Consider the following 13,528-nt stretch of genomic DNA (forward strand, 5'->3'; position numbering starts at 1 on the left):
GTTCATTCCTCCTGGGGGCTTCCGTTGCGATCAATTCGTCGATGCGGGCGATGCGGCCACGCCAGACCGATTCGAGCTCGGTGAGCATGGTCGATACTGCGCGTACTGCGGCGACGTCGCCGGTCGCGAGTTGTTCACGGCCCTGGCGACGTTTGGTCAGCAGGCCGGCACGTTCGAGCACGGCGACGTGCTTCTGTACGGCGGCAAAGCTCATGTCGTACTTGGCCGCCAATACCGAGACCGAGTGTTCGCCGGTCAGAACGCGACGCATGATGTCGCGCCGGGTTCGATCGGAGAGCGCGTGGAAAAGGGCGTCTGCCTTGTCCTCTTCCGCGTCGGCCACACCTAAAACATACAACCAATTAGTTGTATGTCAACCCCTGTTGTGCATCCGCAGAAGATCGGTGCGTTGATTCCGGAGTGGCCGCCGGCCAGTGGTTTCCGTGAGATGCCGTCTACGTGGCCGATCCCAGGGCTCGGGAGAGCTCGTTCGCCGTCGTCGTCGTCATGGTGAAACCGCCGCGGTGGCGGATCAGCACTCCGGAACCCACCGGCTGCCGATCGAACGGGAGATCAGCGATGCAGTCCAGGTCAGATCGCCGCCGCGTGGCCACGTAGGTCAGCGGCCCGGGCAGAATCGGCGGTGTGGGGTCGGCCGACTCGTCGGCCGGTTCGATCGAGAACGGCTCCCCTTCGTACAGGGCGTCGCCGTGGGCCACGGATGCGACATCGGGATCGATGCCGATGATGACGGCTCCGAGGACAGCCTCGAGAAGTTTCTCGGGCGTCGTGTCGTCTGCGGCGGCGACCAGGTCCGGCCGTTCCAGGTTGACCACCACATGGATCTGATCGACCACCGGACCACTCGTGTCGAGCCAGACGATCACTTCGATGAGACCGGCCGCACACGCATCGGTCTGGGCGTTGATCACCCGCAGCGTCATCTGCCAGTTGTGGAGTGTGCCGTCGATCGCGTACGCGGGATTGACGCACCGGAATGCGTCAACGACCTCGTCGGCCGTGGCCAAACCGATGGGCGGCAGAGACGCCCGATCCTCGGTGACGGGCAGCCACCTGTTGTTGCGCCACAGGCTGTGTGCGACAGCCAGTTTCGCGAAAACAGCCGAGATCGCACGACTCGTCTCCGCCACCGAGATGCCGTCGGTGGTTCGGATGGCGTCGATGACGTACCGGCCCAACGACTGCGGCGGCATCTCGCGTTCATACGCGTGGAACAACAACCTCTCACGCTCCCAACGCATCGCCTCCAGCGCGTCGTTGGGCGGTGGCGATGGTTCGTTGCCACTGAGGTAGCCCCGCAACCATCCCCGTGCGAACTCCGTGGCTTCGGTGATCTGGGATGGCCGCACCGAGATCGTCTGTCCGGTGGCCAACTCGTGAACCGCGAGGAGACCGCGGAAGGTGTGCGGGTTGCCCGCGATCGCGAAGAGGGCGTTGCCGTGCCCGCTGATCCGCACGACCAGCTCGGGATCGGCCCACTCCGGTAGGACACTCGGGTCCACACCCGTCAGAAGTTCCATCACCTGTCCCTGTTCTCGCTCAACCGCGGACGTGACCGTTGGGGTACACGTTCACATGATGACCGCTGCGATCGACCACATCCCAGTGTTCCCCACCGTGACGGGACTTGTCCCATGTCCATACGCGGCCCTTGTTGTCGACGAATCCGCCGTTGCGGATCGACTTGGGTTGGCCGTGTGCGCTCTTCGGCGGTACGTAGGGCATCGCGCCCGATTTGGGTAGCTGATCGGCGTGCCCGGCCGCCGGCCACTCGGGTCGCGGGACCGCCGCCTGTCGGCCGCGCTCCTCTGCCTCGCGGCCGGCACGCCTGCCACACTCGGCCCGCTCGGCCTCCAGCGCGCGCCCACGACCGTTCACCTGCGCCTTTTGCGCTTCGAACTGGGCGATCTGAGCCGAGGTCGCCCCGCCGGAAGCGTTCACCGAGCGTGCGTAGGCGGAGAGTTGATCGACTTCCTGGTTGTGAGCCGCGATACGGGCGGGCAGTGACGAACAATCCACCGGGCCGGCGGATGCCGGTGACTGCACCAGCAGTCCCAGACCCATCAGTAGTGCGGTGATCGCGAGCGACGCGGTGACCAGGGCGCACAGTGAGTCAGGGACACGTCGACGCGCAGGGCGTGGTCGGTGCTGGTGGTCGAGGTCGCCGGGTGGCTCCTGAATGGTGCAGTCGGTCGTCATCGTGTGCCCCTCATGTCATTCGCGATAGGTGTGAACACCGAGTTGGATGCGCGTGACCGGGGAAATGTTCCGCCGGCATGGAGCGGTTGCCCGGTCCGACAACGACGAGCCGGGGCGAGCCCGTTAGGTTGTCAGCAGAGGGTGCGTCGGTGGCGTGGAGTCATCGACCTCCGATATCCGATCTCGACACGGGAGGCTTTGGACGTGACACATCTGGGAGTAGTTGGCGGCGGGACGATGGGCGCCGGGATCGCCGAGGTGGCCGCTCGCGCGGGCGACGAGGTACTGGTCCTCGAACGTGATCAGGACGCGGCCGACGCTGCGCGCGTCCGTGTCGAGAAGTCCCTGGCACGCGGCGCAAAGGCAGGCAAGATCACCGATCAGGAGGCTGCCGATTCGCTTGCCAGGTTGCGTACCACCACGTCCGTCGGCGATTTCAGTGATCGGGAACTCGTCATCGAGGCCCTGCCGGAGATCGAGTCCCTCAAGGTCGACTTCTTCGCTCAGCTCGACCAGGTGACGGCTGCTGACGCGATCCTCGCCACCAACACCTCGTCCATCCCGATCATCAGGGTGGCGAAGAACGTCGCCGATCCGTCTCGGGTGGTGGGCGTGCACTTCTTCAACCCGGTGCCGGTGATGCCGCTCGTCGAGATCATCGCAAGTCTGGCCAGCTCGACAGCGGCGATCGAGACGGTCACCGCCTATGCGCGTGACCACCTCGGCAAGCGGACCATCCAGGCCGGCGACCGGGGCGGTTTCGTCGTCAACGCCTTGCTGATCCCCTATCTCGTGAGCGCGATCAAGATGTACGAGAGCGGCTACGCGACAAAGGAAGACATCGACGCCGGCATGATCAACGGCTGCGCTCACCCGATGGGACCACTCACGCTGAGCGATACCGTCGGCCTGGATGTTGTCCTCGACGTCGCCGAGTCGCTTTACCAGGAGTTCCGCGAACCACATCTCGCACCGCCGCCCCTGTTGCAGCGCATGGTCGATGCGGGATACCTCGGTAAGAAGACCGGCAAAGGGTTCTACGACTACTCGAAGTAGCCGCTCCCGACCGGCGGTCAGTCGGCCAGGCCCGCGTCCTTGCTCCCATATGCCGCGCGCAACTGCGGTTTCACCACTTTGCCGCCGGCGTTGCGGGGCAGCTCGGCGAGGATGACCAGATCTTTGGGGTGCTTGAAGCGTGCCAGGTTCTCGTTGAGGTATGGCTCGAGTTCGGTGAGGGTGAGGTCGTCGACGCCGTCGGATAGAACGACGATCCCCACGGGTACCTCCCCCACCGGTCATCCGCGCGTCCGATGATCGCCGCCTCCGCGATCTTCGGATGGCTGTACAGCACGTTCTCGACCTCGGCACAGTAGATGTTCTCGCCGCCGGAGATGATCATGTCCTTGGCGCGGTCGACGACGTAGAGGAAACCCTCGTCGTCCTCACGCACCAGATCGCCGGAATGGAACCACCCACCACGGAAGGCGTCGGCGGTTGCCTGCGGGTTCTGCCAATAGCCCTTCATCATGTTCGGCCCTCGATAGACGATCTCACCGACTTCCCCGGGTTTCACGTCGTTCATCATCGGGTCGACGATGCGTGCTGTCACCGCGGGCACCACCTTGCCGATCGAACCGATCTTGCGGAGAGCATCCTTGCCCTCGAGAATGCATGTGACAGGCGACATCTCGGTTTGCCCGAACGCCGTCATGTTGAGCGCGGCCGGGAAGCTCTCGTTCATCGCGTTGAGCACCGAATCCGACGCCGGAGCCGCTCCCCAGCTGATGGTGCGGAGTTTCAGATTGCGGGGCCTGGCCTTCTGTGCGGCGCACACGGCCTGCCACTGGGCAGGGACCATGAAGACGGAGGTGGTGCCTTCGCGCTCGAGAGTGTCGAGCATGGTCTCGGCGTCGAACGCGCCGAGCGGATGGATCACCGATCGGACGCCCCGGTAGAACACCGGCGCGAATGCGGCGAGTCCGGCGATGTGGAAGATGGGCGGCACCACCGAGGCGACATCGTCGTCGGTACTCCCCTGCGATGCGCTGATCGTGGTCACCGCCTGCGCCTGCAGGTTCGTGTGGGTCAACATGGCGCCCTTGGGCTTTCCGGTGGTTCCCGAGGTGTACATGATGACGGCGACCGTGTCCTCCGGGACATCGATCTCGGGCAGATCTGCCCGATCCTCGGCGAGCAGGCTCTCGTAATCGAGGTGGGCTGCGTTGTCGCTGCCGTCGACGACGACGATGGAGTCGATCGCGTCCGTGGATGCGCTCACGGCATCTGCGACCGGCGCGAGCAGTTTCTCGGTGACGACCACCCGGGCGCCGCTGTCGGTGACGAGGAAGGCGACCTCGGCGGGACTCATCCGGATGTTGACGGGAACCGGGATGGCGCCGATCAGGTTGGCGCCCAACACTGCTTCGATGTATTCGGTGCGGTTGAGCAGGGCCATCAGGACGCGATCGCCGAACCGCACGCCTCGGCGATGCAGAGCGGCGGCGAATGCGCGTGATCTCTCGTCGAGCTCCCGCCACGTGGTGACCGTGTCGAGGTACTTCACCGCGGTGCGGTCCGGTGTCATGAACGCATGCCGGCGGACCTGGTTGTTCCAATGGTTGCGTCGCGAGCGCATCGGCTCGGCGACGAGGTCACTGGTCGACTCGGCGGTGACGGTCATGTTCGATCTCCTGGAGGTCGGAAGCGGTTACCGGGTCCCCGCGCTCCTCGCGACGGTGCCCTCGTGTACACCGTAGGACGCGATGCGGCTCGCCGTGGACGGGTCGCCGAATCCCGTTCGAACCCGAATGGCCGAGGTTCACTAGCCGTACATCCGGCCGGACCACGGCTACCCGACGTCGATGTCTGAGATGCCGGGAGTGGTTCGGAGGTCCTCCACGGTGAGCAGGCCGGCGAAGGTCACCGACCCCGACGACGGAGACGCCCCGGCTGCGACCACTGAGCGTGCGACCAGCTCCCCCGTCGTCGCCGACTGTCCACGACCGTGGGCGGTGACCTGTTGTCCGGTAACACGATTGCGAACGAGGATCTGCCAGCGGTCGGTGCCGCGATGAGGCGCCCGCATCAGTGCCGGACGAAGAACGGGGAGCCGCCCGACAAGAGCCAGGCCGACGGTGGACAGCCGGTCGTCGAGCGCGAGGTAGCTGCGCACGCGGATCTCGTGACGGTTCCCGGCCAGCACCTGGTCGGGAAAATCCGCGCGGAGGAAGACGCGCTTCCCTCCGGGCATGTCGAACACGCGCCGCTCGCGGTAATTGAACACCCGTGGGCCGTCATCTGCGGCGTAGATCTGCTGACCCACCAATCCTGCCGTCCACTCGACGGCCGCTGTGCCGTGGACCTCACCGGAACCGAGCATGATCGCGACGTCGATGTCGTCGCCCGGTCGAGGTCCCACCGCCTCGACGAGGACGGTGGTCACGCCCGGCGCGAGGCCCGCTCCCAGCACCGTGGTGGCCTCGCCGCCGACCTCGGCCAACTCATCGAGATAGGAGCCGGTGGCCGAGGCATCCACGAAGGGGACATCGAGGCACGCACGGCGCACCGCGGTGTCCTCGACACCAGACGTGTTGACCACGACGTCGTGCTCTGCTGCCAGCGCCGACAAGGCGTCCAACCCCGCAGGTGTGTCGAGCCGGAGCACCGTGGTGTTCGACCGCCCCGACCGGCTCGTCGCGGTGGTCGAGTGTCCCAAGCGTCGTAGCGCGTGCGCCACGACGTCGCCCACTGCTCCACTGGCTCCCACGATCAGGACCTTCATGCGAGCCAATGTATCCCGGCGGCCGCTACGAAACGCCGACCTGCGCTCCGCGGCCGGACCACGCCGCGCTGGCCTCTATCGCCCCGATGATCTGGGGCCGCAGCTCCGCGGCACGGATCACCGCATCGACCGAACCGACTTCCACGGCACGCGCGATGCTGTGGACGGCGTCGAACTCCGCGGCAACCTCACCGATCTTCTCTGCCCGGATGGACTGGCGCATCTCCGCGAGTTCGGCGCTCAACGTCGAGCGGTCTGTTCCGGATGCCTCGGCGACGTGCGCTTCGAGCTCCCTGATGCGGGGGTCGGCTGCGGTGCGCTTGCCGACCTCGCCGGCGAACACCACTGCGGCGGCGGGCGCCCCGCCGAGCACCGATGCAAACGAGCCCTCGATGGCCAACACTGTCATGTTCGGGTTCAGCGCCTTGGAGAACACCACGAAGGCACCACCGTGGTACCGCGAGATCACGCAGAAAACGATGGGCCCCTGGAAGTTCACGATCGCACGACCGATCTCGGCGCCGTATTCCAACTGGAGCTTGCGCAACGACTCGGGTGAGCCGTCGAAGCCGGACAGGTTGGCCAGCACCACGAGCGGTCGATTGCCGCTGGCGACGTTGATCGCTCGTGCGGCCTTCTTCGACGACTGCGGGAACAGCGTGCCGGCGGTGTAGGTGTCCGGACCGTCGGTCGGCTTGTAGCCGCGGCGCTGTACCTCTCGCGATTCGATACCGAGCAGGCACACCGGGATCCCGCCCAGGTGGACATCGCAGACCACGGCGGTCTCGGCGTCTGCCATGCCCGCCCACCGTTCGAGCACCACGTGATCTTGATCGGCGAGAGCGCGCATCACCGTGCGAATGTCGAAGGGCTTCTTGCGATCCGGATTCGTCTCGGTCGAGAAGATGTGCCCGACCGTGGTGAAATCGCTCCCGGCCAGAACGTGCGGGTAGTCGCAGATGTCCCGATCTGCCGGGTCACTGGTGACCGATCGTCGCGGCGTCTGCTCGCCGGGAACCACATAGGTGTGGTCGTAATGACTCATCAGTAGATCCTTGGCGGCGCCGAGGTTCGGCACCCAGTACTGAGCCTGCCCATTGGGGCCCATCACCCGGTCGTAGCCACCGATGCCGAAGTTGTCCTCGGCGGACACACCGCCGGAGAAGTCGAGTGACTGTTTGCCGGTGAGCACCATCGCCGAATCCGGTGTCATGACCAGGATGCCCTTGGTGTGCATCAGCATCGTCGCCTCGGCATTCCAGTACGGCTGCGCGCCGACGTTGATGCCCGCCACGACGATGTTGATCTCGCCGCCGGCCTGGGTGAATTCGACGACCCGCTTGAGTGCGCGCGCCACCCAGTCCATGTTCTCGGTTCCCGAGTCCATCGAGATCCGGGCGCCCGACGACAGCGCAAACCACTCGAGCGGAACCTGCATCCGCTCGGCGAGGTCGAGCGCCCCGATCACCCGGCTGCACTCTGGCTCCGACAGCGCACCAAGCGATTTCGTGGGATCGCCGAGCAGGACCACGCGGGTGACACCCTGCGGGTACTTCTCGGTCGCAGTGGTGACCACGCCGACCACCATGGCGGCGGTGTTGCCGCCCTTGGGTCGATCGACGGGTTCCAGTACCTGTTCGGCGTTGAGGTCGTACTCGGTGAACTCGCCGAGCAGGGTCGCCAGCTCGTACGGGTAGACGGTGTTGCGCTTCGCCGCCCGCAGTACCTTCTGCCGGTACCCGTCGACGGGCTCGATCGGCTCGTCGGACGGCTCACCGACGGTGACGTCGAAGCTGCCGGTGGCGTTGATCGAGAACCGCACGGCGACCTTTGACAGGGCGCCGCTGTCGTGGTCGCGCCGACGCGCGATCAGCTGGACTTCCTCGAGCCCGACTCCTGCGGCAATGGCTCGGATGTACCCCGCGATCGCTTCGAGTTCCTCGGCGGTGACCTCCATCGGCGGCCAGATGTACATGATGATCCGATTGGTGTCGGCCGTGCGGCCGGACGGCCGCTGCGCCTGCCGTATCGAATCGACGCACGACGCCAGGATCGTCTCGGCCGTCGGTAGCGCCAGCAGGCGGCCGTCGTGCTCGCGCAGCGCTGTGAGGTCACGGACCTGTGCGAAGGCGATGAGGCGGTCGTCGGACGGGTTCTCGCGGGCCACACACCGGAAGAGGTAGACCTCGTCGTCGTCGGACGAACTCAGCCGGGTGAGGTCGAACTTGTGCAAACGCTCCATCTGCATACGTTGCGCGATGTACGGATGCAGACCGCGGATCAGTCGCTCCTCGGCCATCCCGGTCGCGGCCTGACGGAAGGTGAAGTGGTGATGCATCAGGGCGTCGCCACTCCCGGCAACCGTGGTGGTGATGCGATGCACCTGGCTGGGCATGGGTGTGGCAGCGATGACCTCGTGCAACGCCGATGCCATCGCATCGAAGTCCTCGGGTTGCTGTTCCCAGCTGAGGTAGATGTCGGCGTCGGTGGATGCCGTGTCGCGAGCGAGTTCGGCCAGCCCGGCCAGGGCCGGTCCCAGCTCGTCGAAGCTCACCGCGGCGGAGACCAGGTTCGCGCCATCCCGTTCGGCGACCACGAAGCTGGCACCGCCGGCCTTCTGGATGCGCACATCGGAGATGCCCTTGTTCCCGTAGTAGCGCCGGGTCAGCACCTCGAGCATCACGGTGTTGTCGGACTTGCCGCGGACCACCTGTTGCCCCAGCAGCCGAACGAGTGGCTCGGTGCTGCGGACCATCTCCGAGATGCGCTCGGCGCGATCCGCGGCGTGCGGGTTGTCGTCGAGATAGCGCAGATGGTCGCGGACGTTGTCATACACCCGTGCGCGGTTTCGCCGCAGCAGCTGCTGTCCGTACCACGCGTAGATGAGCCCGCGCGCGAGATCGGCGATGACCGGGAACCGCACCTGTGTGGCTGCGACGAGCCGGTCGAGCGCGGTGCCGACGGAGTCGCGCAGTTCCTCGCGCGGAGTCGGCTCCCCCAGCCACTCGCGGAGCAGGGTGGTGATCACGGTGACCGAGTCACCGGGGTTCTGCAAGGCCAGGAAGATGCGGAACACCGCGCCCTCGAGCTCCGGGGTGCGATCGAGTTCGGTCACCCCGTAGTGGGCGAGCGCCCGGCGGAGCTGAGCGTGGAAAGCCTCCGGCAGCCCGTCACGCTCGACGTCGAGGCTCTGCAGGTACGTGTGGAAGCTCTCACGTGAGCTGTGCACACGTTCGTCGCCGATGGCCTCCCCCGACGGCCGGTTCTGACTCAATTTCGCGAGGTCGGCGAACACGGTGATCAGTTCGAGTTCATCGGCGAGCGGACGACGACCGCTCTCGGTGGCCACGCGGCGCGTGGTGAGGTAGTCGTCGAGCAGTCGGGTGCGATCGTGCGGATCGACGTCATATCCCAGCAGCAGGCTCCGCAGATCTTCGAGGCTGCGGCCGGTGCGCTCCTGCGGCGACACGTCGGCAGGCTCGGCGGGCAGTTCGATGTCGACGTCGTCGGTGGCCGCGTCGTCGGGCGTCTCGGCGTCGTCGTCATCGGTGAGCGGTTCCAGTCGCAGCAGCGGCACCCCGGTCTCCACCTGCGTGCCGACCGAGACCAGGCATTCCTTCAACCGGCTCCGGACCGGGGCGCGCAACACCGTCTCCATCTTCATGCTCTCCAGCACCAGCACGGGCGCGCCGGCTTCCACTTCGGCGCCCACCTCCAGCGGTGTGGCGACCACCAGTGCAGGCGCCGGTGACCGGACCACGCCACCCTCGTCACGGCTGACCCGATGCGTCACCCCATCGACGTCGACGAGGTGGATCGGACCGTGGGTATCGGTCACCAGTCGGTAGCGGACGCCGTTGAGCACGATCTGAGCGGTGTGCTCGTCGAAGCGTTCGAGGTCGACATCGGCGGTACGGGTCTGCTCCCCTGCCTCGATCCCGATGCGGAAACGATGGGCGCCGATGCGGGCGACGCGGACGCGGTAACCGACGCCGCGCAGTTTGAGGTCGAGCGGACGACCGCTGTCGTGTTGTACCTGCGGCCGACCGCCCGACGCGGTGGACAGCAACCGGTGACGTTCCACCGATTCGCCTTCTTCGTAGGCGTCGATGGCCGCGGCCGCGAGCGCGACGGCGGAGTGCCGATGGGCGACGAGTCGGCCGTCAGCCCGTACCCGGTCGATCCAACCGGTGTCGGCGCTGCCGTCGATCACCTCTGGCTGGTTGAGCAGTTCGAGGACGAAACTCTTGTTGGTCGCGCCACCTTCGATGATGACCCGAGTCTGGACCATTGCGCGTCGCAGACGCCCGAACGCCTCCTCGCGGTCGCGGCCGTAGGCGATGATCTTGGCGATCATCGAATCGAAGTCGGCCGGGATGGTGTCACCTTCGCTGACCCCGGTGTCGACGCGGATGCCCGGCCCGGCGGGCAGTTCGAGGCGCGCGATGCGGCCCGGGGAGGGTGCGAAGTCGCGGTCCGGATCCTCGGCGTTGAGGCGGGCCTCGATCGCGTGGCCGCGTTCGCTCGGCGGCTCACCCTCGAGACGTCCGCCCGAGGCGACGTGCAGCTGGGCGCGCACGAGGTCGAAGCCGGTGGTGGCCTCGGTGATCGGATGCTCCACCTGCAGTCGAGTGTTGACCTCGAGGAACGCGAACAGCTGCTCGCCGGGGTGATAGAGGAACTCGACCGTGGCCGCGCCGCGGTAGCCCACGGCGACGGCCAGTCGTTCGGCGGAGGCCTTCAGTTCGGCGACCTGCGCATCGGAGAGCACCGGTGAGGCCGATTCCTCGATGACCTTCTGGTTGCGTCGCTGTACCGAGCAGTCGCGTACGCCGAGCGCCCACGCGGTGCCCTGACCATCGGCGATCACCTGCACCTCGACGTGGCGGGCACCGGTGACGAGACGTTCGAGGAACACGACGCCGCTGCCGAAGGCGCGGGCCGCCTCATCACGGGTTCGTTCGTAGGCCTCGCGGAGGTCGGCGTCGTTGGTCACGACCCGGATACCCCGGCCACCGCCACCGGCGGTCGCCTTGAGCATGAGGGGATACCCGATCTCGGCCGACGCCGCCACGGCGTCGTCGATGGTCTCGACGGCACCGCGACTCCACGGCGCCACGGGGACACCGACCTCTTCGGCGATGAGCTTGGCGCCGATCTTGTCGCCGAGTTTGCGCATGGCCTCCGCCGACGGCCCGACAAAGGTGACGCCGATCCGTTCGCACAGTTCGGCGAAGAGCGGGTCTTCGGCAACGAAACCCCAGCCGACCCACGCCGCATCCACACCGGTCGCGAGAAGAGCGCGCTCGAGGATCTCGAGATTGAGGTAGGGGCGCGCAGCGGCGGGTCCGAGGTCGTAGCCGATGTCGGCTTCGCGTACGAACGTCGCGTTGCGATCGGCGTCGGTGTAGAGCGCGACGACCTCGATCGGCTGTCCGGTCTCTGCGGACAGGCCGCGGACGGCATGGATGAGTCGCATGGCGGACTCGCCGCGGTTCACGATGGCAATGCGTGTGAACATCACCGACTCCAATCTCTTCGTTTCCAACGTGTCGGCCGCGGAGGTCGCGGCGCCCCTCTCGACGGCTGCGCCCGAGTACGGGGTCGGTGTGCTCCGCGCCGGTGATCGACACCGGTGGCGCACCTCGCATGATTGTGGCGAATCGTTTCCCTACGCGCGAGTACGGCCTTTGTGATATTGGCGTTTGGGGCGTGAATACCGCCGCTGACCTGGGTGTGAGCATTTGTGGGCTGCGGTGGAAGGGTGTCGCGCGCACCCGGCGTCAGCGCGCGCATGTCGCGAGGTGCGCGGATGCGTGGCGAATCCGCATTCTTTGCCACCTAGGCTGTACCGATGGGTCTCGTCCTCGGTCCGATCTTGCGGCACGTCGGTGCGACCACCGCGACTGTGTGGGTTCAGACCGACGCGCAGGCCGACGTCGAGGTGCTCGGCTGCCATGCGTCGACATTCGAGGTCAGCGGCAGTCACTACGCGCTGGTGGTGGTGGACGGGCTGACGCCCGGCTCCACCACCGAGTACTGCCTGCACGTCAACGGAACCCAGGAGTGGCCACCGCAGGGCTCCGAATACCCGGCGAGTGTGATCCAGACGCGGGTGGGCGACCGCGACGACGGTCTCCGGGTGGTCTTCGGGTCGTGTCGCTATCCCAAGACCGGCGACGCGACGTTGGACGAGAAGCTCGGCTGGGATGCCCTGGACTGCTATGCACGACGACTGATCGGGCAGCCGGTGTCAGAGTTGCCCGACGTGGTGATCCTGCTCGGCGACCAGGTCTATGCGGACGAGTTGACCCCGGCTGCGCGCCGTCATCTGGCCGGGCGCCGCGGCGGGTCGATCCGTACCAAGCGCCCACCCGATGAGGTCGTGAGCTTCACCGAGTACGAAGGCCTCTACCGGCACACGTGGGGCGATCCCGAGATCCGTTGGCTCATGTCCACCGTGCCGATCGCGATGATCTTCGACGACCACGACATCCGCGATGACTGGAACACCTCCGCGGCGTGGCGTGCGTCGATGAACTCCGTGCCGTGGTGGCGGGACCGTATTCGTGCGGGTCTCGCCTCGTACTGGGTGTACCAGCATCTGGGAAATCTGAGCCCGACCGAACTCGACGCCGATGACGACTACCGCCAGATCGTGGCCTCCAGCGGCGACTGCTGGCCGTTGCTGGCCGATCTCGCCGACCGCGCCGACGACGACACCGACGGAGAGAAGGGACTCCGGTTCAGCTATCGCTGGGATCTGGGGGGCTCGAGGCTCATCATGATCGACTCACGCAATGGTCGCATCCTCTCCGGTGGCGCCCGGAAGATGTTGAGTGACAAAGAGTTCGCGTGGCTCGAAGAACAGATGACCGATGACCTCGACGCTGTCGATCACCTGATCCTGGGGTCCTCGCTGCCGTGGCTGCTACCTCCTGCGCTCAGTGACCTGCAAGCGATCAACGAGATCGCCGCCGATCGAGCGGGACTACGGGGCCGGCTCGCCGAGAAGATTCGTCAGGCGACCGATTTCGAGCATTGGCCGGCATTCATGAAGTCGTTCCGGCGACTGAGCGATCTGATCGTCGGCGTGGCCGCTCGGTCGGGCGCGGCCCCGGCCACCGTGTCGGTGCTCTCCGGCGACGTCCACCACAGCTATGTGGCGCGGGCGGACCATCCCGGAGCGGCGTCAGTTCACCAGCTGGTCTGTTCGCCGGTGCACAACCATGTGCCCGCCTACGTCAAGCCGGCGCTCGAACACGCCTGGTCGCCGCGGGTCGCTCGCCTGACCCACGCGTGGGCGCGGCACGTCGGTTCTCCTGCGCCGTCGATGACCTGGTCGGACGTCGGAGGTCCGTTGTTCGGCAACACCATCGCCACTCTGGTGACCGAAGGTCGCAGGGCACGGGTGGTCTTCGAGCAGCCGCGCGACGACGGCACGCTCGCGGAGATGACCGGCGTCTTCCTCACCGACTGACCTCGCCGTCTGTTCCGACGATGCAGTCCCGCGGGACGAGCCGGCGT

At 66.5% G+C, this 13,528-nt stretch carries 6 protein-coding genes and 2 pseudogenes; 2 read left to right on the top strand and 6 right to left on the bottom strand.

What is annotated here, in order from left to right; translation table 11 throughout:
- Nucleotides 1-7 precede the first annotated feature (7 nt).
- From GTV32_RS04030 to GTV32_RS04040, 3 genes and pseudogenes are all read right to left on the bottom strand, one after another.
- Nucleotides 8-343, bottom strand: a pseudogene (locus tag GTV32_RS04030) (metalloregulator ArsR/SmtB family transcription factor); the annotation flags it as partial.
- A gap of 112 nt (nt 344-455) precedes the next feature.
- Complete coding sequence (locus tag GTV32_RS04035; RefSeq protein WP_161059043.1) at nt 456-1,541, bottom strand: hypothetical protein; 1,086 nt, start codon at nt 1,539-1,541, stop codon at nt 456-458.
- A 19-nt stretch (nt 1,542-1,560) separates the two neighbouring features.
- A complete protein-coding gene (locus GTV32_RS04040) occupies nt 1,561-2,220 on the bottom strand; it encodes a hypothetical protein (RefSeq protein WP_161059044.1) in 660 nt (219 codons plus the stop codon).
- Nucleotides 2,221-2,424: 204 nt separating this feature from the next.
- Here GTV32_RS04040 and GTV32_RS04045 point away from each other — a divergent pair, with 204 nt between their 5' ends.
- Nucleotides 2,425-3,276, top strand: a complete 852-nt coding sequence (locus tag GTV32_RS04045; RefSeq protein ID WP_161059045.1) for a 3-hydroxybutyryl-CoA dehydrogenase — start codon at nt 2,425-2,427, stop codon at nt 3,274-3,276.
- 17 nt (nt 3,277-3,293) lie between these two features.
- Here the strand turns inward: GTV32_RS04045 and fadD5 are convergent.
- The 3 genes and pseudogenes from fadD5 to GTV32_RS04060 form a co-directional block, all read right to left on the bottom strand.
- Nucleotides 3,294-4,900 (bottom strand): annotated as a pseudogene (gene fadD5 / locus GTV32_RS04050) (fatty-acid--CoA ligase FadD5).
- 168 nt (nt 4,901-5,068) lie between these two features.
- Nucleotides 5,069-6,001 (bottom strand): saccharopine dehydrogenase, encoded by a 933-nt coding sequence (locus tag GTV32_RS04055; RefSeq protein WP_161059046.1) that lies wholly within the window; start codon nt 5,999-6,001, stop codon nt 5,069-5,071.
- Between the two features lie 25 nt (nt 6,002-6,026).
- The gene (locus tag GTV32_RS04060; RefSeq protein ID WP_161059047.1) at nt 6,027-11,522 is read right to left on the bottom strand and encodes a carboxyl transferase domain-containing protein; all 5,496 of its coding nucleotides are present in this window, start codon (nt 11,520-11,522) and stop codon (nt 6,027-6,029) included.
- Between the two features lie 333 nt (nt 11,523-11,855).
- Here GTV32_RS04060 and GTV32_RS04065 point away from each other — a divergent pair, with 333 nt between their 5' ends.
- Entirely contained in the window at nt 11,856-13,481 is a 1,626-nt protein-coding gene (locus GTV32_RS04065; protein ID WP_161059048.1) for an alkaline phosphatase D family protein, read from the top strand.
- The last annotated feature ends 47 nt before the right edge of the window (nt 13,482-13,528 follow it).

It is taken from the genome of Gordonia sp. SID5947, from assembly GCF_009862785.1.
Lineage (GTDB): Bacteria > Actinomycetota > Actinomycetes > Mycobacteriales > Mycobacteriaceae > Gordonia.